Below are 23,477 nucleotides of genomic sequence, written 5' to 3'. Positions count from 1 at the left end.
GATAAGGTTAGGGCACTTTTTGACTTTTAAAAGGACAGCTTATGCTTTTTTGGGACAGGATATGATTTTAGCGACAGTTGGGTGTTGAAGTGAGAGTTCTATGGAGATTACCAAACGGCAGATGGGTGGAAGCCCCCTCCAGCCACATCCCGGCACACACGTCGCTTGTTGTGGCTGCTCCCTTCCGGGCCTGACCAGGTTCACAAGTTAGTGTTGCGGGAGGACCAAAGGGGGCCTCCATAGATTCTTTGTCTCTCTGCGAGAACGGGATGGATTATGTCTCAAGCCAGTGGCTATTGCAACACCCAGTCACCCAACTCTCGGTTAAGTGTTGATTTATTACCCAAAACAGCGAATTAAACGATGTTAAAAGGTGTTATACCTCTTCTGGGTCTTCCAGCAAGTATTCCCCTAATAAAGCGCCACCGAGCACCAGCAGCCAAGCAACCAGTATTGGGTTAGGTACATCAAAGTGCGGCACAACCACTAAGGTGGCAAACCCCACAGCTGGGAGTACCCAAGACAAGCGAGGCACCCAATCTCCGAACTTTACTTTATCCATACCCTGCATCGCCGCTATCAACCCCGTGATACATAATGCGACTAGCGCTGCGTGCTGCATTCCGCCAACCCATAACGGTACAACGAGAAAAAGTGGCCACCATGTATTACCTTCGACAGGTCGCCAACTGCGGCATGCAAACCATATAACCCCCACTGCGAGTATTTGCACCACAGTGTATAAACTGCTTCCCGGTAACTTGCCTTCACTTTGTAGCGCCATCAACCCGACATCCATGGCGAGAATAATGGAGATTAACAATGCTCCCAGCTGCCAGCTACTCTTGTGAGAGATACAAATATTAAAGACAGGCAGCATCATAAAAATACTGATAGAAAGTGCAAGAGGTTGCTCAGGCAAGACCATGCCGTACGCACCAAGGCCAATAAGCAGCAACCATGCCGCCATGCCGCCTTGCGGCAAAAGCCATAATGCGGGAATAGCTAAAGCGAGCGCAGGTAATTGGCCATCACTGTATCCAAGTGCTGTTACACCTAATACGGTTAATGCAACACTGACCAGAACGAGTAACGCGGCATACAACATGGCAGCACCTCCTTGCGTTGTTCGGTAGTACATAGAAAAATAGTCATCTATTTCTCACGGTCTTACTCTTAATATGGACGATTTTACAGGGCAAATCTATAGTGTGGTCTATCAAATTCCGATGGGAACGGTAGCAACCTACGGCGATATCGCGCGATTAGCAGGCTTTCCGGGCTATGCACGGCAAGTGGGTAAACTCATGTCACGTTTGCCTGAAGGATCAACACTACCTTGGCACAGGGTGATTAATGCCAAAGGGATGATTTCATTAACGGGTGACGATCTTATACGACAACGCGATAAACTGCGCAATGAGGGGATCACCGTAAGTGATGAGGGCAAACTATCGTTACGTGTTTATCAGTGGGATATCTGCCGTTAAATGAGAAACAAAGCACTGGGGGGGAGCCAATGCTTTGCTCTCAAGCACTGCGATATAGCAACCTGTGATGACTTAACGCGTTTTCACTAACATCAAGTCAATCTTTTCCGTTTTATTCGGATCGGTGATCACGCGGTTTGCGGTGTCGGTAATGAATAATAGTTTGCCGTCAATTTCAATGCGCGCACTAACTGCGTAGGTATGGTTGGCAATAATTTCATCGGTTTCATAATCAAGTAAGAAGTTAAACGGGACTTGCTTGCCGTCCGTTAAGAATGTTTGCTGGCTAATCACTTCTGCCGCCACATCCATTAATGACACATCTGATAATGTTACCGTTACTTTTGCATTAGCAGGTAATGCGATACGCTCGCGGTAGCTTACTGTTCCTTCTACCGAGCTCATGCCTTTATCTTTCTGAATGATTGTCGAACATGCCGTTATCGCTAATGCAGCCGCTAAACCCAGTAATACCGTAATAACCTTTTTCATTGTTAACCTCAAGTACATGTACGATTGACTAAAATAGGCTTATCTACACTCCCTTTAAATCGTTTGATATAAACCCCATATATATCAGTAAGATTGAGTATCGTGGTGCGATTTAACTTGAAATTGTAGCTAAGTCCTCGTAAAACTCTTAATAAAAGATAAGTAATTATCTCGACTATCAGCAAGATAGTGCTTATCTTTCTTAATTCAACATTGTTAATAATGGATGCCAGATGAGCAAAGAACTAACTGAACTTCTCACGTTGTTACACTTAGAACCTTTAGAACAAGGCTTGTTCCGTGGGCAAAGCGAACACCTAGGGTTACCCCAAGTTTATGGTGGTCAAGTAATTGGCCAATCGCTCTCTGCAGCGAAGAAAACGGTGGAAGCTGAACGTCATGTGCATTCATTCCACAGTTACTTTCTTCGTCCTGGCGATCCACAAAAACCCATTATCTACGATGTTGAAAATTTACGCGACGGCAAAAGCTTTAGTACCCGCCGTGTAAAAGCTATTCAAAATGGCCGCCCTATTTTCTATTTAACGGCCTCTTATCAGGCTGAAGAAGAAGGCTACAGCCACCAATCTACTATGCCTGATGTGCCAGCACCTGAAACACTCAAGTCTGAAACAGAATTAGTAAAATCACTTGCTGATTATTTGCCAAAGCAAGCTGTTGAAACATTTAGTCGCGATCGTCCCATTGAAGTTCGCCCAGTCAATATTATCAACCCACTCAAACCGACTAAAACGGAGCCTAAGCAGTACTTATGGATCAAAGCCAATGGTGACATGCCTGATGATTTACGCATTCATCAGTATGTACTGGCTTATGCGTCAGATTGGGGCTTCTTAGTGACCGCCTTACAACCGCATGGCGTCACCTTGCTGACTCCTAAAATGCAAGTCGCAACCATAGATCACTCCATGTGGTTCCACCGCCCATTCCGTCTTGATGAGTGGTTACTGTACGTTATCGACAGCCCCTCCGCGAGTGGGTCACGTGGCCTGGTACGCGGTGAGATTTACAACCAACAAGGTGAACTCGTTGCTTCTGCGGTTCAAGAAGGCTTAATGCGTCACCACAAATAACCCATTGCCGCGATAATTGCAGCTCAATACTGAAACGCCACAGAAACGACGCCTGTTTCTGTGGCGTTTGACTATCTGCCGTTCACAAAGCATTGAGCCCATCAGTAAGGATACTCTGGCTTGAGGGTGTTTTGTCAGCGTTAGGTTAAATCATATTGACTAATCAAATGGTTAAGCTTTATTTTGCTTAGTAATGTATCCAACATATACCAAGCACCTTTATACTGACGCTGCTTCCACCCCATCAGTTTCAAGTTGCTGAAGGTGATCACTGGCTTGCTGCAACTGATACATCTGCAAGTAGTGCCCTTGCGCTTTCAATAAGTGCTGATGGGTACCGCGCTCAATAATTTCACCGCGGCTTAATACCACAATTTCATCTGCATCCATGATGGTTGATAAGCGGTGAGCGATCACCACAATACTCATATCTCGCCGCAATAGCGTCAAACTACGCTGGATATTTTGCTCGGTACCTGAATCAATATTGGCAGTCGCTTCATCCAGAATCAGTACTTTAGGCTTGGCGACAAGCACACGCGCAAGGGCTAATAATTGCTTTTGTCCTGCAGATAAATTCACGTCGCCACCACCTAAACGCGTCTCTAGCAAATCGCGGTATTGTCTAATTTGGCTCGCTAAGCCGACATCTTCCAGCGCCTGCCAAATTGCTTCATCGCTTACCGCTCGTCCCAGGCAAATATTTTCACGCACAGTGTCACTGAGTACATGGGGATCTTGCTGCACCATAGCCACATCTTGGCGCAAGACCGACTGTTCAAGGCTCGCCAGTGGCCGCCCATCTAACCGTACTTCCCCCTCTTTTACTGGGTAAAATCCCATTAAGAGTGAAGCTAATGTACTCTTGCCACTGCCCGTATGCCCGACTAAAGCGAGAAATCCGCGGTGAGGTAAATCAATCGAGATATCCTTCAAAATGGTTTGCTCACCATCATAGCTAAAAGTAACGTTGTCGCACTGTATTGCGCCAGTTTCGAGTAGGCGTTTATCGTCGCCATACACTTGTTGCTTAGCATCAATAAAGCCAAAAATACGTTCACTCGCTACCAGCGCTTGCTGCAACAAAGAAAGCTGCTGCGTCAATTCGATCAAAGGTTCTGTCACACGGCCTAAGTAACTAATAAAGGCATACAAGACCCCAACACCCACCAGCTCAACACCGCTAACACCAAACACGGCAACCAAAGAGATCAATGCTATCCCTGACAGTAAGTCGATCAAGGGACGTAGCAATAAGCCATTAAGCTTGGTCACACTGACTTGCGCGGCTAAGTGATCTTTATTGATTTCTGCAAACTGCTGGCTGAACTCACGCTCTTGACGCATCAACTGGATCAGACTCATCCCTTGAATCGACTCGCTCATCGACGCATTGATGTCCGACAGTAAATCTCGCATGCGGCGATACGCATTGGCACTTTTACGCTGGTAGATCACCATAACACCAGCGACAATGGGTAACAGCACCAGCACCACCAAGGTTAACCGCCAGCTCAGCATACTCATGACCACCAGCATGACACTGATTAAGGCGATGTTTTTCACCACGGTCGAAATGACGAAAATGTAAAAGTCTTTGATTGATTCGGTATCGTTGGTGATCCGCGAAATTAATCGCCCTGTCGGCATATAATCAAATGCCGATAGGGGCTGATTCAAAATCTTGCCAAACAACTGTTTACGTACCGTTTGCACTACACCGATTGCAATATCATTAAAACGGATCGCCTGCCAATATTGGAACAAGGCTGCAATAATCATCAAACCAACATAGCTCGCGCCAAGCGTGATCATCACTTCTAACGGGTAATCATTTTTGGCGATATGGTTATCAATAAAATGCTGCATCAGCCATGGACCAGCCACATCCGCCATCGAGGCGATAAACAAGAATACAATGGCAATGGTTAACTTTCGCTTATCCGTAAAACCATAACTTAGTAGGCGTTTGAGTATTTTTGGATTAACAGCACCTTTCATTACGCCCCCTCGATAGCTTGTTCTAGTTTCTGATAGCGGTACATCTCGGCATACCAATTTTCAGCCTTGATTAAGGCTTGATGTGTACCGCGCTCAGCAATACCGCCATGCTGAAACACTAAAATTTCCTCTGCCTGCTCTAACGCCGTCAGGCGGTGCGCAATGACGATCACTGTTTGGCGTGTTTGTTGACGGCGGAGGTTACTCAATATTTGATGCTCGGTTTTGCCATCAACCGCAGACAGTGCATCGTCTAGCACCAAAATCTCAGCCTGAAGTAACAGAGCGCGTGCAATCGCGATCCGCTGCTTTTGTCCACCTGACAAGGTAATACCTTTTTCACCCACGAGTGTGCCGTAGCCTTCGGGGAACTGCATAATGTCGTCGTCAATACATGCCATTCTTGCGGCTTCTCGAATCGCTTCATGGCTCGCCTCTGGTTGCCCTAAGGCAATGTTGTCGGCAATCGAACGCGAGAATAGAAAAGGCGTTTGGCTTACCACGGCAAATCGGCTACGCCAATGATCCAAATTTGCCGACTCGATGCTGATATCGCCATATTTGATGACTCCATCTATCAAGGTTTGTTGGCGCAATAATAGGCCCAATAAGGTTGATTTACCGCTGCCAACAGGCCCTGCAATGCCCAACATCTGCCCTGCTGGTAGCTCAAAATTCACCGCATTGAGTACACTGAACTGCTGACTTTGCCAGGTAAATTGATCAATATTGACCGCCAGTGTTTGTTGGCGTTGTTCTAATGCAGTGTCACCACTAACAATCTCTGGCGCTTGGTCAAAAATATGCTGCAAACGCTTCCATGCCGCCGACCCCCGTTCCAAAATATTAAACAACCATGCCATGGCCAACATCGGCCAAATCATCAAACCTTGGTACAAAGTAAATGCAGTAAGATCCCCCAAGGATAAACGTCCAGTTGAAACAAAATACGCCCCACCCGCCACACTTAAAAAGAAAGACATACCTATGGTAATTTGGATCACAGGGTTAAACAGCGCATCGACTTTTTCTACCGCCAGATTCTTGCGACCCGTATCGTCCACCACATCATCAAATTCTTGCTGCTGACGCCGCTCTAAACCAAAGGCACGGATCATCCGCACACCGTTAAGCGTTTCTTGGGTTTTGTCCGTTAGGTTGGAAAAAGCCGCCTGAGAGACACCAAAGCGGGTATGCAATTGACGGCCAAGGAAAAAGACGACGATGGCCATTATCGGCATTGGTAGCAGAGCCAGCACAGTCAACTCCCAGCTGTATTGCGTTGTCATCACCAGCAGTACAACGATGCCCGTTAGCAAGGAATCTGCCGCCGTTAATACGCCCTCACCAGCAGTCAATACCACAGAATTAACATCGTTAGTTGAACGAGCCATCAAATCGCCCGTTTTAAAACGCTCAAAAAAAACGGGAGGGTGAGAGGAAAAATGGCGATACAAGCGATTACGCAGCACGGTTCCCAACTTTGCAGCCGCACTGAATAACCAAACCCGCCAAATAATACGCAGCACGTACACCACGCCCCATAAAGCAATCAGCGCGGCTAAACTCAGCAATAATGTTGATGTCGACATGTCGCCAGCCACTACACTGTCGACCACCCAACCAATGGCTTTCGGCGGTACTAGCTCAAATAACGCTACAACGCCCAAAATCATGATTGCACCGCCGTATCGGCGCCACTCTTGTAAAAAGAACCAACGAAGTTGCCAGAAAATCTGCATCATCCCTCCACAGATACTGGTTCAAAGATAGAAGACTCAATTCGGCAAATTGTCGAAAAGGTAGAATGCTGAATATAAGAAGCATTGAGGCCAGGACCGATACATCTTATTAACAAATGATTATCTCGCGACAATATAATTATTCAACCTATAATTTCAGCCAATTAGAAAAACAGTATTTTGCGCGGGAAATCAGCATAATAACCACGACGTTTGTGCCAGTTATGCTACATACGACTTTTTACTTATACCGTGCTGGGGAAGTCCGTGTTCAGGTGATTTTCACCAGCAAGAACAATCAGTGACTGAGTTGGAGGATATTACATAAGATATAAAAGCGTACTAATAACTAAGTACGCCTTACAGAAAGAATAAAGGAGAGAAAGCCCTTCTCACAACAAGATGTCGCGATACGGTGTCGATAGCGCTACAAAGGTAGCGCTGTGGTGTATTTCAATGGCTCCATGGCAAAAGTCGATGTGACATTAGTGAGCCCTTCAATGCTGTTAACCATTTTTTTGTAAAACTGGTCAAACGCTGCCATGTCCGCAACTTGCACTTTCATCATGTAGTCGTACTCACCCGCCATACGATAGAACTCCATCACCTCAGGAAAATCAGCCACAGCTGCCACTAACGTCTTATACCACTCCTTAGAGTGATCACTGGTTTTGATTTGCACAAAAGCGGTAAAGGATAAACCCAATTGAATCGGATCAAGCAAGGCAACACGCTGGCGTAAAATACCGCTCTCTTCCAAGCGCTTTAACCGCTTCCAGCAAGGGGTCGTTGTTAAATTCACCTGATCTGCGAGCTCTGCAAGTGATAGCGTGCCATCTTGTTGTAATAACCTAAGTAATGTTCTATCAATTTGATCAATTGGAGCCTTCATCAACCACCAGCCTCATATAAAGAGAATTATTTTCTACATTTAGCGTTATTAAAGAAAATATAGCAAAGTTTTTATCCTAATGAATAATTAAGATAATCAATATCAAGTGAAGAGATAGACTGTTGAGGAATAAATAATGCAAAATAACTCACAATGGATTAACACCGCCATTCGTAAGATTGAAGCCGATTACCAACGCTCCGCTGATACGCATCTTATCAAATTGGATATCCCCATCCTCGACGGCATTGATATTTATTTAAAAGATGAGAGCACGCACCCAACAGGCAGTTTAAAACACCGCTTAGCCCGCTCACTGTTCCTCTATGCGCTGTGTAATGGCTGGATCAATGAAGGAACCCCTATCATTGAGTCATCATCTGGTAGTACTGCGGTATCAGAAGCCTATTTTGCACGTTTACTTGGTTTACCTTTTATCGCCGTCGTACCACGAAAAACAGCTTGTAAAAAAATAGAGCAAATTGAGTTTTATGGCGGTAAGGCACATTTTGTTGATAGTCCTAGCGAGATTTACGACGAATCACGACGTTTAGCCAAGGAAATGAATGGCCACTACATGGATCAGTTTACCTTTGCTGAACGTGCGACTGACTGGCGCGGCAATAACAATATTGCCAACAGTATTTTTAGCCAAATGGAATTAGAAGAGCATCCTATCCCACGTTGGATTGTAATGAGCCCAGGCACTGGTGGGACATCTGCCACTATAGGCCGTTATATTCGCTATCAAATGCACAGTACGCAGCTGTGTGTGGTTGACCCTGAAAATTCCGTTTTCCACGAGTTCTATAAAACACGTAATGCTGCGTTAACTGGCGAAAAAGGCAGCCGTATTGAAGGTATTGGTCGTCCTCGCGTCGAGCCAAGCTTTATTCCTGATGTCGTGAACGAGATGCGGACGATCCCAGATGCAGCCAGCGTGGCAACGGTACATTGGTTAGAGAAGTTATTAGGCCGAAAAGCGGGCGCTTCAACTGGTACTAACCTTTATGGCGTACTGCAACTGGCGATTGAGATGAAACAGCGCGGTGAAATCGGTTCTATCGTCACTTTGTTATGTGACAGTGGGGAACGTTACTTAGACACTTACTTTAATCATGATTGGGTAAAAGCCAATATTGGTGATATTTCTGGCTACCTCGCTCAACTTGAGCAGTTTGAACAAACAGGTCAGCTCGATGCCTTAGCCTAATACGGCAAAGGTAATACTGTACTCTAAGCCGCAATAGCCTTGATTGCGGCTTTTTTGATCTGAATGACTCGCTTCATTTACTTTCTCTTTTTCAATGCTTTTTTCTGCGTACTTTCTTCTACACTCAGGGTGCGGTAGCATGACCCCGCCAATAGAGAACCTGCTGTTGGCCTATCTTTTTAATACCAAGCTTTTTTAATACCAAGCTAAGTATTTAGCCACAATCGCTAAGATAGATCCCTACCGACTGTTTTTCGGTACGAACACTTTGAAGGACAAAGATTCATGCGCAAAGCCGTAGTTGTTTTTAGTGGTGGTCAAGACTCCACAACCTGCCTTATTCAGGCTATCGCTCAATACGATGAAGTTCACTGTATTACATTCGATTATGGCCAACGCCATAAGCTTGAAATTGAAGTGGCTGAAGCCATTTGTAAAGAGCTAAACGTCACCGCACATAAAGTGATGGATGTAGGCCTATTAAATGAACTCGCGATCAGTTCATTAACCCGCGATAGCATTGAAGTTTCACATGAATTACAAGCCAATGGTCTACCTAACTCCTTTGTACCAGGACGTAATATTCTATTCCTGACGCTTGCGGGGATTTACGCTTACCAAATTGGTGCCGAGTCAGTGATCACTGGGGTATGTGAAACTGACTTTTCAGGGTATCCAGATTGCCGTGACGAATTTGTAAAATCTTTAAACCAATCACTCGTGCTGGGAATGGATAGAAACTTCACTATCGAAACCCCTTTAATGTGGCTCAATAAAGCTGAAACTTGGGCATTGGCAGATCAGAGTGAACAACTCACATTTGTGCGCGAAAAAACCTTAACCTGTTATAACGGCATCATAGGTGATGGTTGTGGTGATTGCCCTTCTTGTGATCTTCGCCGTGCAGGTTTAAAAGATTATTTAGATAATCGCGCTGAAGTTATGGCATCGCTTGTTAGTAAGCAACAACGCGACTAAATATCAGCAAAACAGCACAAGCTGAAATTGAATAAATACCAGATACAAAAAACGGAGCGCGATGCTCCGTTTTTTATTCTGCTAACACTTCGTGCTTTAACCTTTACGGATTAATCACGGTAAAGTGAGAACTCATCTTGGCACTCGATCAATTGTTCACGCGTCATCATGAATACACCATGACCACCGTTTTCAAATTCGATCCAAGTAAATGGAATGTTCGGGTACTGTTCTTCCATGTGGATCATAGAGTTACCCACTTCACAGATCAGCACGCCGTCTTCTTTCAAGTAATCTGGTGCATTCGCCAAAATACGACGAACCAGTTTAAGACCATCGCTACCTGCTGCTAGACCAAGTTCTGGTTCATGACGGAACTCATCTGGCAGACTGTCCATATCTTCTTGATCCACGTACGGTGGATTTGTCACGATAAGGTCGTACAGATCTTTAGGTACATCACGCAGTAGATCAGAACGCAGTGGGATCACTTGCTGCTCTAAACCATGATCCATAATGTTCTGCTCTGCAACAGCCAGTGCATCAGTTGAAATATCAACAATGTCCACTTCCGCTTCAGGGAACATATGCGCTGTAGCAATACCAATACAACCGCTACCCGTACAAAGATCCATGATGCGCGTAGGACGTTCTTTTAAGAATGGTTCAAAGCTATTTTCAATTAGCTCACCAATTGGTGAACGCGGTACAAGTACACGCTCATCAACAAAGAACTCCATACCACAGAAGTATGCTTTGTTCGTTAGGTACGATACGGGTGTACGTTCGTTAATACGACGAATCACACGTTCAACAATGCGTAAACGCTCACTGCTGGTTAAACGTGACTCACGCACATCAGATGGAATATCTAATGGTAAGTACAATGTAGGAAGGACAAGCTGAACAGCTTCATCCCACGCATTATCAGTACCATGACCATAAAAAAGACCCGCAGCATTGAAACGGCTCACCGTCCAACGTAGCATGTCTTGCAATGTATGAAGTTCGTTGACGGCTTCGTCGACAAAAATCTTATCCAAAATAGCCTCCGAATGACGCTACAATACCGCTATCGAGTTGTTGGAAATTCATTATGACTAAAAAAGATCCTGCGTTGGAAGATGACTTCTCTCTCTTCCAAGATGCGGTAAAGGGCGTAAAAAAGTTGACGCATGATACCATAATCACATCACGCCGACAGAGCACAAACGTCGATAAGCCCAAAGTCTCGACAAAAGAAACTCAAAACCACGAGTTTTATTTCTCTGACGAGTTTGAACCGCATTTAAATGAGAACGGGCCAATGCAATATGCCCGCACGGGCGTGTCTAAATACGAAGTAAAGAAACTTCGCCGTGGGGTGTATGTACCTGACATGTATCTGGATATGCATGGTATGACACAGCAAGAAGCGAAGCGAGAGCTTGCTGCAATGATTGCCGCCTGCATCAAAGAAAAAGTGGCTTGTGCCTGTGTGATGCATGGAATTGGCAAACATATTCTTAAAGCCAAAGCGCCATTGTGGTTAGCCCAGCATCCCGATGTAATGGCTTTCCACCAAGCGCCGCTGGAGTTCGGTGGTAACGGTGCTTTGTTAGTGTTATTGGATATACCAGAGCGTTAATCCATATCAAGCACTATGAACAAAAAAGCGAGTTGACTACATCAGTCAACTCGCTTTTTTTATGTCTTCAAAAGTGCTAATACCGATTTCTTTCATAGGTTAAGAAATTAGTTAAACCGCGACAGTCATTAGTATACGTATTTTGCTAATGCGCCAACGTTGATCACTTTACCTTCTTTGATTAGCGTCACTTCACCACTTTTACAAATTTGCATCCGTGTTTTTAATGCGCCTTCGCTATAGTAATGCTCACAGTCACCATTACGTGCACTGTCGATACGTGAAAAAATTGCGATACCACCACCGCTGCGACCGAAAGAGTCTGGAGCAGCAAAGGTTAAGGTGCTGCCAGATGCTGAAATATGCATTTCTTCACTGAAACCATTGGCCCATTTAATTGCACCATTTGCATTGATGCTTGGCCCTTGAGGCGGCTGAACGCAACCAAAAAGAAACAAAGTACAGATTACCGCAAGAAGTTTTGTTTTCATTACCGCTATTCTTTTATTAAAGGTGCTAACGACGATTTTGGTCTGTGCCAAACCATCCCTCATGGTTACCTTATCGGCAATCCTTTTCGTTTCTTAAGCAAAAAATACACCAGTAACGAAAAGACAAATAAATTCAGCTAAATCGCAGAATTAGCCTTGAGGTATCGCTTGTTCAATAAAAGTCGCAAGCTCAGTGTCAGGGTTATACTCCACAACAGCAATAGCAGATGTTTGGAACATCGGCGGTTGTATACCTGCTACTAACTCTGCGGTTAAATAACCTACCAGTGGCAAATGCGATACGATCAGTAAGGTCTCAGGACGTTCAATACCGATAACGGCTTTAACGTATGCTGCAACCTGCTCAGCTTCACCATAGGGCGTTATGTCTTCTATTGTCATAACTTTTGCCGCTACAGGTAAGCAATCAACCATGGTTTGCCACGTTTGCTGTGCACGTAGGTACGGGCTAACCCATACCATATCGAGTTGGCCATCCAGCTGTTTAGCTAAATGCTCTGCCATTTGGCGTGACTGCGACTCACCTCTAGATGTGAGGGGGCGCTCGGCATCACTGGGGGCAAAGTTCTGGGCTTCGCCGTGACGCATGATAAAAATTCGCATGATCTAATCCGATACTCTATTTCGTCACAATGCTAACAAGCCTTGCCGATGCTGGATAGCCATTGCGGCAATTCTATTCCGATTCCGTGACTTCAGAAACGCTATTATCGACTCGAGTTTCTTCAAATGTCCGTCAATAGACTCGCAATAATCCTCTGATCACCATTTATACGTAATAACCTATGTTAATTGTTCAATTAAAAAGTGATAAAAATGATAATAAAGTCAACATAGTTAGCGCGTTAAGTTTGCCAGCATGGGGGTTGAGCGTCATAATTAGCCTAATTATCATAATAATATAGGCTCCCCTGTGCACATTAGTCCTAATGATCCCAAACAGTATCGTTGTCTGACCTTGCCTAATGCGCTCAAGGTCTTATTAGTACATGATGAAGATGCTCCTCGCTCGGCTGCAGCATTAACGGTGAATGTCGGTCACTTTGATGACCCCATCGACCGCCAAGGGATGGCACACTTTCTTGAACACATGCTATTCCTTGGCACCGAAAAATACCCTGTCATTGGCGATTTTCAAACCTTCATCAATCGCAGCGGTGGCAGTAATAACGCGTGGACAGGCACCGAAAACACGACCTTCTTCTTTGAGGTCAGCCCGCACGCCTTTGAAGAAGGGTTAGATCGCTTCGGCCAATTTTTTACTGCGCCATTATTTAATGAAGATGCCGTCGATAAAGAAAGGCAAGCCGTTGACTCTGAGTACAAATTAAAAATCAAAGACGACGTGCGTCGACTCTACCAAGTACATAAAGAGACCATCAACCCAGCTCACCCCTTCGCCAAATTTTCTGTTGGTGATCTCACAACACTCAATGATCGCGACCACGCTTCGGTACGCGATGAACTTATCGATTTTTATCAAACCCATTATTCAGCCAGTGTGATGGGCCTAGTGCTACTGGGGCCGCAATCATTAGACGAATTAGAAGCGTTCACCACAGAGTTCTTTAGCCATATTCCGTCTAACGGCCAATCTCGCCCCAAAATAGACACACCGATAGTCACAGAAAACGAGACGGCACGCTTTATCCAGATCGATCCCATTAAAGAAGTGCGTAAACTGACACTCTCTTTTACCATGCCATCGGTCGATGCTTTTTATCGCAAGAAACCACTGTCTTACATTGCCCACCTACTGGGCAATGAAGGACAAGGTAGCTTGATGTCGTATTTAAAAAAACAAGGCTTAATCAACACCCTTGCAGCAGGTGGTGGTGTCAGCGGTGATAACTTCCGCGAATTCACGGTAAGTCTGAACTTAACCCCAAAGGGGCTTGAGCATATCGATGATGTGGTAGAAGCCGTTTTTCAATACATTGAGCTGATTAAAACCCAAGGCTTAAACGAGTGGCGTTACAAAGAAAAACGCTCAGTATTAGAGTTTGCTTTCCGTTACCAGGAAAAAAGCCGTCCACTGGATACCGTCAGCTATTTAGTGATGAACCTGCTGCACTATACGCCAGAAGATCTGCTATACGGCGATTACATGATGGCAGAGTACGATGAAGCACTGATCCAAGATTTACTGAGTTACCTAAAACCAGGCAACATGCGCTTAGTGCTTGTCGCACAAGGTCAGCACTATGATCAAATTGCCCAGTGGTATCACACCCCTTACTCAGTGACCCCTTTTAGTGACGCTCAATTAACGCGCTGGCACAATATTACAGTACCATCGGAACTCACCCTGCCCGAGCCTAACCCTTTTATCTGTGAAAGCTTGGATCCACACCCTCTGGCAGCCAATGCCGAGCAGCCACCCACCCTGATTCAGGACTTACCCGGCTTTCGTTTATGGCATAAACAAGAGCATGAATTCCGCGTGCCCAAAGGGGTAGTCTATGTCGCGATTGATAGCCCGCACGCTGTAAGCTCACCACGTAATATTGTTAAAACACGTTTGTGTGTCGAGATGTTATTAGAGGCCATTAATGAGAGTGCCTACCCTGCTGAAATCGCGGGAATGTCTTACAACTTATATGCACATCAAGGTGGCGTCACACTACAGCTATCGGGCTTTAGTGAAAAACAAACCTTATTGATGAAACTGATCCTGGATAAGTTCGAGAACCGTAACTTTGACCCTGAGCGTTTTCGCAATATCAAAGCCCAAATGCTGCGTAACTGGCGTAATGCGGCAGAAGATAAGCCAATTTCCCAGCTTTTTAACGAGCTAACGGGGTTATTACAACCCAATAATCCACCTTATCCAGCATTAATTGAAGCCTTAGAATCAATAGAGCTCGATGAGCTGCCCGAGTTTGTTGAAGCCATGTTTGCTGAGTTACATATCGATACCTTCGTCTATGGGAACTGGCTGAAAGACGATGCACTCGCACTCGCAGAAATACTCAAAGATGCTTTCCGCGTCACAGACCAGCTATATGGTGAGGCACAGCGACCATTAGTACGCTTAGGTGAAGGGGGGACGCAAACCCATGAGATCAGCTGTAACCATGCTGACTCCGCCATTTTGATGTATTACCAATCGCGTGAAACCACACCACGTAAAATCGCCATTTACACGCTCGCGAATCACCTCATGTCGACCACTTTCTTCCATGAGCTACGTACCAAGCAACAATTAGGCTATATGGTCGGCACAGCCAATTTACCGCTTAACCGCCACCCTGGGCTGATCTTGTATATTCAATCTCCTGTTGCTGGGCCAAGTTACTTATCTGAAGCGATTGATGATTTCACCAATGAATTTGCCCTAGTGTTACTCGAATTAAACGAAGCGCAGTGGCAAGCCAGTAAGCAAGGCTTAATTGCCCAGATATCAGATCCTGACACCAACCTTCGCACCCGCGCCCAACGGTTCTGGGTGAGTATTGGCAACAAAGATGAAAGCTTTAACCAGCGCCAAAAAGTGATTAAAGCACTTCAATCATTAAGCCGTGCCGATATGGTGCGTTTCATTGTCGATATTGTAAAACCTCGCACCGCTAACCGTATTGTTATGCACTGCCAAGGAGAAGCTCACGTGAACCTTGAACCGTTAGATATTGGTCAGCCGATCGAATCTATCGATGAGTTCAAAAAACAAGCGCGTTAACCCCATTTCGACGACATTCATCTAACGGCCAGTTTTTCACTGGTCGTTTTTTTACTCTATATTTACAACACAGACCTTCAGCACCTTCGCTATAATTCTTTTTTAGAACAATAAACAAGCTAAAAAAGCCCCGCCACCACAAATATTACTTGTCGACACGATAAACACAGTGAATTGCCAGCTTGTGTTGAATTCCTACAATCACAGCTCTTTGTTACTGATAAGGACGTCATTCATCTAATAAAAGGTTAATGATGAAACATATCTGCCCTCACTGTCAGCGTAATATCCATGCGCCACTCTTAAGCCAATACGAAGAGTCGTTTCGCTGCCCACATTGCCAACAAGACCTGATGCACGATGAGCTCGATATTCTTATCTATGCTTTTGTGGCGATCGTTTTGCTCTCGACTATTGCCGTTGTCGTTCTACACCTACACGTTTTTATTGCACTCAGCCTAGCTCTGCTCCTTTATCACTTTATCCGTCCTCGCTTTGTCGAAAGCCATTTTCGTTTGCGCATTTACCCAAAACCACCGACAAACTGGCATTAAGCTCATCATCACAATGAAACAGCGAAGCAATAAAGATCGAAATAAAAGGACAAGTAATAGAAAGGTAGACAACAAAAAGAGAGGCAATAAAAAGGTCTGCACAAGGCAGACCTTCTATAAAGCATGTTACTGATAACTATGTTTACTGACGACGGATCTCGCTACGAATAAAAGGTTTGACCTTCATTCGCCATCGCAACCAACTTGTCACACGGCTGGAAGCGTTCACCATATTTATCGGTACACTCAGTTAGCATTTCAACAATACGCTCGATACCGACTTGATCCATGTAACGGAATGGGCCACCCAAGAATGGCGGGAAACCAATACCGAAAATAGCGCCAATATCACCATCTCGTGGCGACTTGATCACCCCTTCATCTAAACAGCGTACCGCTTCATTAAGCATCATCAAACTACAACGCTGCGCGATATCGATAGCAGCCGCATGCTGTTGCGGTTCTAGGTTAAGCAGCTTATACACGGTTTTATCGACTTCTTTTTTCTTACTGTCGTACTTATAAAAACCTTTGCCCGTCTTTCTCCCCTTACGATTATCCGCAAGCAGAACATCAAAGACATCAGGCCCTTTAAAGCGCTCACCCAACTCCGCGACTAGGATAGGCATGATTTTCGCACCAATATCCACACCGACTTCATCCAGCAGTGTGATAGGTCCAACCGGGAAACCAAAATCAAGCAATGCACTATCAATATGCTCAATCGGCTCGCCTGCCATTAATACCGCCGCCGCTTCATTCATGTATGGCGCTAAAATACGGTTAACGTAAAAGCCCGCTTTATCCCCCACCACAATCGGGGTTTTACCTTGTTTCTTGGCTAACGCCACCACAGTCGCGATGGTTTGCTCAGAGGTCCCTTCATGCGGGATCACTTCCACCAAAGGCATTTTTTCGACTGGGCTAAAGTAATGCAAACCCACCACATTTTCAGGGCGAGTGGCCGCTTGAGCTATCTGATGAATCGGTAGCGACGAAGTATTGGTGGCAAAGATAGTCTCTGCATTGCCGTGTTCTTCGATCTCTTTCACCATTTGATGCTTCAGGTTCAAGTCTTCAAATACGGCCTCAATAACCACATCGGCATGATTAAAGCCAGTGTAGTCTGTACCACCTGAGATTGAGAGCATCTTCGCTTGCTGTTGCGCTTTACTAATAATACGACGCTTACGCTGTTTCTCTAACAGTTTAAAGTTATAGCTCATGGCATTTTGAATGCCATCGTTAGCAATATCTTTAATCCGTGTTGGCAATTTGGCTTTGACCGCTGAGACATGGCTGATCCCGCCGCCCATTAAGCCACCACCTAATACGCCAACACGCTTCACAGCCTTAGGCTCTGCATCTGCTCCGTGTTCTTTCTTCATGGCTGTCGTGGCAAAAAAGATACTGCGCAACGCGGCAGACTCAGGGCTCATGACCAACTCACCAAAGCGTTTCGCTTCAATCTCATAGCCTTTTTTCAAGCCATCTTGTAAGCCGACTTTAATCACTTCAAGAATCGCATCGGCCGCTGGGTAGTTACCGCGCGTTTTCTCATGGGTTTTCTTCGCCGCTTGCTCAAACACTAATGAGCGCCCCAACGCATTACCGCCAAGTGCCCATTCTTGCAATGAACCTTTACGACTCACTTTGGGTTTCAGAGCTTGCTTTTCTGCCACATCAAGCAAAATACTCAAAGGAACGGCTTCTTCGACTAAACCAATCTTTTTGGCTTTTTTGGCACGCAATTGCTTACCGGTTAAAATCATATCCAGCGAATTCGCAACACCCACTAAACGCGGTAAACGTTGCGTTCCCCCCGATCCTGGCAATAAGCCAAGCTGCACTTCAGGCAAACCTAAGCGAGTTTTATCATCATCAGAACAAACACGGCTATGACAGGCTAAAGCAAGCTCTAAACCACCGCCTAAGCACGGACCATGAATGGCTGCGACGACATGAAACGGTAACGCTTCTAGCTGCGAGAAAAGTACTTGGCCTTGCGTGGCTAATTGCTGCGCTTCTTCTGCCGTCGTGCAAGCCGCAAGCATCTTAATATCTGCGCCAGCAATGAAGTTATCTGGCTTACCTGAATACACCACCATACCTTTGAGGTCTGATTTCGTTTTCAGCTCAGCTAAGACTTCGCTCACTTGCTCTGCAAACGCTGATTGCAAGGTGTTCATTTTTTCATCAGGCACATCGATCTTGAGCCAAGCAACACCGTTATCGCCATACGTTAATGTAAATGCTGATTGTGTCATTACTCTGCCTCCAAGATCATTGCTGCACCCAAACCACCTGCCGCACATGCGGTATTCAATGCGAAACCACCACCACGTCGTTTTAATTCACGCAGGGTTTGCGTCATCATACGTGCGCCTGTTGCCGCAAAGGGGTGACCATAAGCGATAGAACCACCAAGGACATTGAATTTATCCATGTCGATTTCACCAATCGCTTCAGTTCGCCCTAGCTTTTCTTGCGCAAATTTCCTCGAGCCAAACATCTTCACATTTGATAGCGCTTGGGCGGCAAATGCTTCGTGCATATCAATCAAGGTTAAATCAGACAAAGATAAACCTGCACGATCTAACGCCATTGGTGTCGCATAGGATGGTCCCATTAACATATCGTGCTCTACGCCAATCGCAGAAAAGGCGTAAGAGCGGATATAACCAAGCGGGGTAAATCCCAGTTCTTTTGCCCGACCTTCACGCATCAATAACACGGCAGCCGCACCATCGGTTAATGGCGTACTATTGGCAGCTGTCACTGACCCAAACTTACGGTCAAAGGCTGGACGTAATTTCGCATATAACTCTAAGCTGGAGTCTTCACGAATATTGTTATCTTTATCGATCCATTGGCGATAAGGTTCAGGGAACGCTGTTATCACCTCATCTTGAATTAAGCCATCACGCCACGCTTGGGCAGCCAATGTATGTGACCGATGAGCCAGTGCATCTTGTTCCAAACGCGTAATACCATGACTTTTAGCCATCTGTTCCGCGGTTTGCCCCATGCTCAACCCCGTTGAGTATTCAGCAACGGCAGGGGGTACTGGCATTAAATCTTTTATGCTCAGTTTACTTAGCAGCTTTAAGCGTTTACTCATGGTTTTTGCTTTGCTTAACTGCAATAGCGTCGCTGCCATTTTTTTCGATACGCCAATAGGCAGTACCGACGATGAATCAGCCCCACCAGCAATACCAATATCAATGGTGCCCGATAAGATGCTCTCACTTACATTGGCTGCCGCTTGAAAACTAGTCGCACACGCACGCGTCACACTGTACGCATCGGTACTAATATCCATGCCTGTGCCCAGTACGATTTCACGCGCAATGTTAGGGGCTGCGGGCATTTGAATCACTTGACCAAATACAACTTGCTCAATCAGTTTTGGATCAATATCCACTTGATTAAGCATTTCATTTACCACCATCTTGCCCATATCAAGTGCAGACACGCCATCAAAGGCGGTTGCTTGACGAGCAAAAGGGGTACGTAATCCACTTACAACGGCGATGCGCTCACCCTGCGAGGTGGTGAGGTTTTGGAGACGTGTCATCGCTACTCCTTATTAATGATTAAATTGCAGCTAATTGTGAGCACCTGAATCCGAAACCGTTGACAGGGATCACTAAAATAGAGGTCTGACCACACAAATTGTAATCAGCTTGTTATTTAATTCAAACAAATGTTTTAAGAAGTATGATGGACATCGATACTTTTCAGCGATAATTTCACTCGCTATCACTCAAGGCGCAGACTCTTGAGGGGACGATTATCCATAGCTAAATATAGTGAGAGCTATCAATAAGATAAGGTTTGAAAAAAGAAAGGAGAATAAAACTTCATTAGGCACTATACCTTGGCTTGGGTATATACTTTTCTATAGGCAAAAAAAAACCACACCTATATGGTATGGTTATAATTTACGCGGAAAGCAATCTACGTAATGAATATAAAGTCAATTAACATAAAGCCAATTGCAAATCAGGCAATACCTGATAGGAGAAAGTAAAGTCAGCCTTCAAAAGGAAGTTGTCATCTTGCTCAACAGATAGATCCTGCTATTCGCAACCCTGAATCCTCAGAACTTGCGCCCAACCATCTCTATCAGATGACGAGGTCTACTATAACTTGCCTGCGCAGTCAGAATTTGAAGCAGATCAATTTTAAGGCTGAAAATGGATTTTTTTGATTAACCAACGACGATAATTCACCCAGATTGCAAGGATAACCATCACGGGTTTAGGCAAAAACATGATTAAACAATTTTTTCGTAAGAAAAAACCGGATGCCTCGGTCTCTGTTGATATGAATAAGCAAAGACGATATGAAGCCCTTGTCAGGGCATGGCACCGAGATCTCTACCGATATGCATACTGGCTTTGCCACGATCAGCATATTGCAGAAGATTTAGTCCAAGAAACGTGCTTACGAGCATGGCGCTCTCTCGACAGCTTGCAAGATGATAAAGCGGCAAAAGCATGGTTAATTACCATTCTTCGGCGTGAAAATGCCCGTCGCTTTGAACGTAAGCAGTTTGACTTAGTCGACATTGATGATTACGCCATTGCCGATACGCACCAGCAAGATAATGAGATGGAATTGGAGCAACAGCAACTTCACCGCCAAATAATGAAGCTTACCCCTGAATACAGAGAACCGTTAGTATTACAGGTAATGGCTGGTTTTAGCGGCGATGAAATTGCAGACATTCTGGATCTAAACCGTAATACTGTTATGACTCGCTTGTTCAGAGCACGAAACCAACTTAAAGAGCAATTAGAGAAACAATCCGAACAGAGGGGTCATCACAATGGACGATCTTGAATTCCGTAGGCGTATTCTCGCAGATCCTAACGATAATAGTGCTGAAATGATCGAAGCTAAAAATTCATCCTTGGTGAACCGAAAACTCTCCGATGAATTAATACAGCTCGATACAAAACTAGAAAAAGCACTTAAGGTAGATGTGCCTGACGATCTAGCCGATCGTATTCTGTTTCATCAATCAGGCCAAACACCTTCAAAGCCAAAGACAACCCGCGTCCACTTAGCCATTGCGGCTTCTATCGCCTTTGCGTTTGGTGTTTTTACCGGGCAGTTTGATCAAATTATATCGAACGCAGACGTAACACATTCAGCTAAAGCAACATCCCTAGGAAAAATTGCCCTTACTCATGTGCATGATGAAGCGCCATTCATTGCGACTATCGACGAGTCGGTTAAGCTGAGTCAGGTTAATGCCAAACTTAGACCTTTTGGGACAGAGCTGTCATCACTACCTGGCCATGTTTATTACGTGAATCACTGTTCGTTTGGTGATCAAAATGCACTTCACATGGTAATCGATACCCCGGCAGGAAAAGTCACTGTGTTTGTCGTACCAGAGCAAAGTCCAGCGGCTGTTAACTTTAATGATAAGACGATGGGAGGAGTGTTACTTCCACTCCAAAAAGCCAGTTTAATTGTCGTTGGTGACAAAGGAGTGGATGTGAACCCTGTTGCAAAAACACTTAAATCAGAACTCCAATGGCAAATATAAACCAACAGTAGGAATCATAACCACAAGATGAATTGGTTGCTTATTGTTCAATAACTTAACTCCTAAAGACTACGAGATCGCGTAGTCTTTATTCTTTTTTCACATAGGCAAAGTAAAAGTGTTACCCCTGTTGCATAAAAAATTATTTCCCCTCCCCTGTGACCGCTCAATAGTTATACAATACTTAACGAAGCGTTAACTTTTGTTAAACGTATCAATAAAATAGCAACTGGTCTGCTTTGATAGGCTAGGCTACACACCTACAATCTTGCGCAATCTTCCAAAGTAGAAGATATATCTGCACAAAATAATTAGGAATAATAATAAATATGAACAAGAAGCGTCTGTTTACTAAGTCAATCGTAGCATTGACAGTGGCAATGGCATCTCAGCAAGCGGCAGCTGCTGGTTTCCAACTAAATAGCCAATCGGCAACTGGACTAGGCCGTGCTTTCGCTGGTGATGCGGTCATTGCAGATAATGCATCTGTACTGTCTCGTAACGCTGCAGCTATGGCTCTTTTCGATGCACCTGCAATCTCGTTAGGCCTTAACGTCATCGATACTGATATCAACGTTAAAGGCATTAAATATAACGGTGTAGATCAGGCCGATCAAAGTGTTGGTGGTACTGCATACGTACCAAACATTTACTACATTCACCCTATCAACGACAAATTTACGGTTGGTGGTGGTATCTACTCTAACTTCGGCACCAAAACTGAATTCGATGACAGCTTCGCTGGTAACGAATTTGGTGGTTTAACTGATGTTAAAAGCATCAACTTCGCACTGAGCGTTGCCTACCGTATCAACGAACAATTCAGCGTTGGTGGTGGCCTAGATGTGATCTATGGTAGTGGTAAACTTCAACGTGAGCTTACCGTATCATCGACTAAGCTACTTGATGTCGATGCTGATGGCTATGCGCTTGGCTGGAACATTGGCGGTGTCTACGAAGTAAATGAAGACAACCGTTTTGGTCTGTCTTACCGCTACAGTCCAGATCTAGAAGCTAAAGGCGATATGTATTACCTGCCATCAAAAACAGGTAACCCTGATATCAGCAATGACAAGCTCAACATGCCACTGCCTGACATGGCAGAATTCTCTGGTTTCCACAAACTTAACGACCAGTTCGCGGTTCACTACAGCGTACAATGGATCAAATGGAGCGAGTTTGACAAACTAGAAACAACTGGTGGCGATACTCTTAATACTTACGAGTGGAAAGACGGCTGGCACTACGCGCTAGGTGGTACTTACTACCTAAACAATGATTGGGAACTGCGTGCCGGCTACATGTACGATACCAGCGCACAAGATCAAAAAACATCGATCTCTGTACCTGACTCAGACCGTCAGTGGTTATCTGGCGGTTTCACTTACCACATCGATAGCAAATCAAACATCGACTTTGGTCTAACTTACCTGATGGGTAAAGATATTGATGTTAGTGAAAAGAGCCCTCTACGCACGCAAGTTACAGCGACAACACGTGCTGATGCTTGGCTATACGGCGTACAGTACAGCCGCTCGTTCTAATTTCAGCGAACAGTTAAGCCATAATATTTAAGGGAGCCTACTGGCTCCCTTTTTATTTTTATTCATTTTAGTTATATTAACCATTAATAAATATGC

General features: G+C 44.9%; 21 protein-coding genes and 1 other RNA gene. 10 read left to right on the top strand and 12 right to left on the bottom strand.

The genetic code is table 11. From position 1 onward, the window contains the following. Positions 1–133 precede the first annotated feature (133 nt). Positions 134–230: signal recognition particle sRNA small type (gene ffs, locus L4C35_RS04165), an RNA gene on the bottom strand. A gap of 146 nt (positions 231–376) precedes the next feature. Beyond that, positions 377–1,108 carry a VP0952 family biofilm-associated protein gene (locus L4C35_RS04160; protein ID WP_428461689.1) on the bottom strand — a complete coding sequence of 244 codons (732 nt, stop codon included), beginning with the start codon at positions 1,106–1,108 and terminating at the stop codon, positions 377–379. 73 nt (positions 1,109–1,181) lie between these two features. Between L4C35_RS04160 and L4C35_RS04155 the strand changes: the two genes are divergently transcribed. After that, positions 1,182–1,490 carry an MGMT family protein gene (locus tag L4C35_RS04155; protein ID WP_428461688.1) on the top strand — a complete coding sequence of 103 codons (309 nt, stop codon included), beginning with the start codon at positions 1,182–1,184 and terminating at the stop codon, positions 1,488–1,490. Positions 1,491–1,562: 72 nt separating this feature from the next. Here the strand turns inward: L4C35_RS04155 and L4C35_RS04150 are convergent, their stop codons facing one another. Next, the gene (locus L4C35_RS04150) at positions 1,563–1,982 is read right to left on the bottom strand and encodes a YbaY family lipoprotein (RefSeq protein ID WP_428461687.1); all 420 of its coding nucleotides are present in this window, start codon (positions 1,980–1,982) and stop codon (positions 1,563–1,565) included. A gap of 233 nt (positions 1,983–2,215) precedes the next feature. Between L4C35_RS04150 and tesB the strand changes: the two genes are divergently transcribed. Beyond that, complete coding sequence (gene tesB, locus L4C35_RS04145; RefSeq protein WP_428461686.1) at positions 2,216–3,076, top strand: acyl-CoA thioesterase II; 861 nt, start codon at positions 2,216–2,218, stop codon at positions 3,074–3,076. Between the two features lie 219 nt (positions 3,077–3,295). On the opposite strand, the gene L4C35_RS04140 is transcribed toward tesB, so the two are convergent. The 3 genes from L4C35_RS04140 to L4C35_RS04130 all read right to left on the bottom strand — a co-directional run bounded on the left by L4C35_RS04140 (position 3,296) and on the right by L4C35_RS04130 (position 7,711). After that, the gene (locus tag L4C35_RS04140) at positions 3,296–5,077 is read right to left on the bottom strand and encodes a SmdB family multidrug efflux ABC transporter permease/ATP-binding protein (RefSeq protein WP_428461685.1); all 1,782 of its coding nucleotides are present in this window, start codon (positions 5,075–5,077) and stop codon (positions 3,296–3,298) included. Next, positions 5,077–6,819 (bottom strand): ABC transporter transmembrane domain-containing protein, encoded by a 1,743-nt coding sequence (locus tag L4C35_RS04135; protein WP_428461951.1) that lies wholly within the window; start codon positions 6,817–6,819, stop codon positions 5,077–5,079. The genes L4C35_RS04140 and L4C35_RS04135 overlap by 1 nt, the downstream gene beginning before the upstream one ends. A gap of 427 nt (positions 6,820–7,246) precedes the next feature. Beyond that, positions 7,247–7,711 (bottom strand): Lrp/AsnC family transcriptional regulator, encoded by a 465-nt coding sequence (locus tag L4C35_RS04130; protein WP_428461684.1) that lies wholly within the window; start codon positions 7,709–7,711, stop codon positions 7,247–7,249. 136 nt (positions 7,712–7,847) lie between these two features. Here L4C35_RS04130 and L4C35_RS04125 point away from each other — a divergent pair, with 136 nt between their 5' ends. Next, entirely contained in the window at positions 7,848–8,924 is a 1,077-nt protein-coding gene (locus tag L4C35_RS04125; protein WP_428461683.1) for a PLP-dependent cysteine synthase family protein, read from the top strand. On the opposite strand, the gene L4C35_RS04120 is transcribed toward L4C35_RS04125, so the two are convergent. Then, entirely contained in the window at positions 8,916–9,065 is a 150-nt protein-coding gene (locus L4C35_RS04120) for a hypothetical protein (protein ID WP_428461682.1), read from the bottom strand. The genes L4C35_RS04125 and L4C35_RS04120 overlap by 9 nt on opposite strands. 144 nt (positions 9,066–9,209) lie before the next feature. Between L4C35_RS04120 and queC the strand changes: the two genes are divergently transcribed. After that, a complete protein-coding gene (queC, locus tag L4C35_RS04115; protein ID WP_428461681.1) occupies positions 9,210–9,902 on the top strand; it encodes a 7-cyano-7-deazaguanine synthase QueC in 693 nt (230 codons plus the stop codon). A 110-nt stretch (positions 9,903–10,012) separates the two neighbouring features. Here the strand turns inward: queC and prmB are convergent, their stop codons facing one another. After that, on the bottom strand, positions 10,013–10,945 hold the full coding sequence (gene prmB / locus L4C35_RS04110) for a 50S ribosomal protein L3 N(5)-glutamine methyltransferase (protein WP_428461680.1): 933 nt from the start codon (positions 10,943–10,945) through the stop codon (positions 10,013–10,015). A gap of 53 nt (positions 10,946–10,998) precedes the next feature. Here prmB and smrB point away from each other — a divergent pair, with 53 nt between their 5' ends. After that, the gene (gene smrB / locus L4C35_RS04105; RefSeq protein ID WP_428461679.1) at positions 10,999–11,529 is read left to right on the top strand and encodes an endonuclease SmrB; all 531 of its coding nucleotides are present in this window, start codon (positions 10,999–11,001) and stop codon (positions 11,527–11,529) included. Between the two features lie 128 nt (positions 11,530–11,657). Here smrB and L4C35_RS04100 read toward each other — a convergent pair whose 3' ends face one another. Next, positions 11,658–12,020 (bottom strand): hypothetical protein, encoded by a 363-nt coding sequence (locus tag L4C35_RS04100; RefSeq protein ID WP_428461678.1) that lies wholly within the window; start codon positions 12,018–12,020, stop codon positions 11,658–11,660. 150 nt (positions 12,021–12,170) lie between these two features. Beyond that, positions 12,171–12,644, bottom strand: coding sequence for a phosphohistidine phosphatase SixA (sixA, locus tag L4C35_RS04095; RefSeq protein ID WP_428461677.1), 474 nt, complete (start codon positions 12,642–12,644; stop codon positions 12,171–12,173). Positions 12,645–12,954: 310 nt separating this feature from the next. Between sixA and L4C35_RS04090 the strand changes: the two genes are divergently transcribed. Together L4C35_RS04090 and L4C35_RS04085 are read left to right on the top strand one after the other, a co-directional pair. Beyond that, positions 12,955–15,720, top strand: a complete 2,766-nt coding sequence (locus tag L4C35_RS04090) for an insulinase family protein (RefSeq protein ID WP_428461676.1) — start codon at positions 12,955–12,957, stop codon at positions 15,718–15,720. A gap of 251 nt (positions 15,721–15,971) precedes the next feature. After that, positions 15,972–16,274 (top strand): hypothetical protein, encoded by a 303-nt coding sequence (locus L4C35_RS04085; protein WP_428461675.1) that lies wholly within the window; start codon positions 15,972–15,974, stop codon positions 16,272–16,274. A gap of 161 nt (positions 16,275–16,435) precedes the next feature. Here the strand turns inward: L4C35_RS04085 and fadJ are convergent, their stop codons facing one another. Together fadJ and fadI are read right to left on the bottom strand one after the other, a co-directional pair. Next, positions 16,436–18,541 carry a fatty acid oxidation complex subunit alpha FadJ gene (gene fadJ, locus L4C35_RS04080; RefSeq protein WP_428461674.1) on the bottom strand — a complete coding sequence of 702 codons (2,106 nt, stop codon included), beginning with the start codon at positions 18,539–18,541 and terminating at the stop codon, positions 16,436–16,438. Then, positions 18,541–19,851: an acetyl-CoA C-acyltransferase FadI gene (fadI, locus tag L4C35_RS04075; protein ID WP_428461673.1), complete on the bottom strand. Its 1,311-nt coding sequence runs from the start codon at positions 19,849–19,851 to the stop codon at positions 18,541–18,543. The genes fadJ and fadI overlap by 1 nt, the downstream gene beginning before the upstream one ends. A gap of 698 nt (positions 19,852–20,549) precedes the next feature. On the opposite strand from fadI, the gene L4C35_RS04070 reads away from it, so the two are divergent. From L4C35_RS04070 to L4C35_RS04060, 3 genes are all read left to right on the top strand, one after another. Beyond that, on the top strand, positions 20,550–21,122 hold the full coding sequence (locus L4C35_RS04070) for a sigma-70 family RNA polymerase sigma factor (protein ID WP_048898637.1): 573 nt from the start codon (positions 20,550–20,552) through the stop codon (positions 21,120–21,122). Further along, positions 21,109–21,837, top strand: a complete 729-nt coding sequence (locus L4C35_RS04065; protein WP_428461672.1) for a DUF3379 family protein — start codon at positions 21,109–21,111, stop codon at positions 21,835–21,837. Before L4C35_RS04070 ends, L4C35_RS04065 begins: the two co-directional genes overlap by 14 nt. A 329-nt stretch (positions 21,838–22,166) precedes the next feature. After that, complete coding sequence (locus tag L4C35_RS04060; protein ID WP_428461671.1) at positions 22,167–23,381, top strand: outer membrane protein transport protein; 1,215 nt, start codon at positions 22,167–22,169, stop codon at positions 23,379–23,381. The last annotated feature ends 96 nt before the right edge of the window (positions 23,382–23,477 follow it).

This window comes from Photobacterium kagoshimensis, assembly GCF_050337045.1.
GTDB classification, from domain to species: domain Bacteria; phylum Pseudomonadota; class Gammaproteobacteria; order Enterobacterales; family Vibrionaceae; genus Photobacterium; species Photobacterium kagoshimensis.
Note: the sequence above shows the minus strand (reverse complement) of the source record. Positions and strands in the feature narration are given on the sequence as shown.

Coding starts and splice junctions, on each gene's coding strand:
- L4C35_RS04160 (WP_428461689.1), bottom strand. CDS start 1,108: ATGTTGTATGCCGCGTTACTCGTTCTGGTCAGTGTTGCATTAACCGTA.
- L4C35_RS04155 (WP_428461688.1), top strand. CDS start 1,182: ATGGACGATTTTACAGGGCAAATCTATAGTGTGGTCTATCAAATTCCG.
- L4C35_RS04150 (WP_428461687.1), bottom strand. CDS start 1,982: ATGAAAAAGGTTATTACGGTATTACTGGGTTTAGCGGCTGCATTAGCG.
- tesB (WP_428461686.1), top strand. CDS start 2,216: ATGAGCAAAGAACTAACTGAACTTCTCACGTTGTTACACTTAGAACCT.
- L4C35_RS04140 (WP_428461685.1), bottom strand. CDS start 5,077: ATGAAAGGTGCTGTTAATCCAAAAATACTCAAACGCCTACTAAGTTAT.
- L4C35_RS04135 (WP_428461951.1), bottom strand. CDS start 6,819: ATGCAGATTTTCTGGCAACTTCGTTGGTTCTTTTTACAAGAGTGGCGC.
- L4C35_RS04130 (WP_428461684.1), bottom strand. CDS start 7,711: ATGAAGGCTCCAATTGATCAAATTGATAGAACATTACTTAGGTTATTA.
- L4C35_RS04125 (WP_428461683.1), top strand. CDS start 7,848: ATGCAAAATAACTCACAATGGATTAACACCGCCATTCGTAAGATTGAA.
- L4C35_RS04120 (WP_428461682.1), bottom strand. CDS start 9,065: ATGCTACCGCACCCTGAGTGTAGAAGAAAGTACGCAGAAAAAAGCATT.
- queC (WP_428461681.1), top strand. CDS start 9,210: ATGCGCAAAGCCGTAGTTGTTTTTAGTGGTGGTCAAGACTCCACAACC.
- smrB (WP_428461679.1), top strand. CDS start 10,999: ATGACTAAAAAAGATCCTGCGTTGGAAGATGACTTCTCTCTCTTCCAA.
- L4C35_RS04100 (WP_428461678.1), bottom strand. CDS start 12,020: ATGAAAACAAAACTTCTTGCGGTAATCTGTACTTTGTTTCTTTTTGGT.
- sixA (WP_428461677.1), bottom strand. CDS start 12,644: ATGCGAATTTTTATCATGCGTCACGGCGAAGCCCAGAACTTTGCCCCC.
- L4C35_RS04085 (WP_428461675.1), top strand. CDS start 15,972: ATGATGAAACATATCTGCCCTCACTGTCAGCGTAATATCCATGCGCCA.
- fadJ (WP_428461674.1), bottom strand. CDS start 18,541: ATGACACAATCAGCATTTACATTAACGTATGGCGATAACGGTGTTGCT.
- fadI (WP_428461673.1), bottom strand. CDS start 19,851: ATGACACGTCTCCAAAACCTCACCACCTCGCAGGGTGAGCGCATCGCC.
- L4C35_RS04070 (WP_048898637.1), top strand. CDS start 20,550: ATGATTAAACAATTTTTTCGTAAGAAAAAACCGGATGCCTCGGTCTCT.
- L4C35_RS04065 (WP_428461672.1), top strand. CDS start 21,109: ATGGACGATCTTGAATTCCGTAGGCGTATTCTCGCAGATCCTAACGAT.
- L4C35_RS04060 (WP_428461671.1), top strand. CDS start 22,167: ATGAACAAGAAGCGTCTGTTTACTAAGTCAATCGTAGCATTGACAGTG.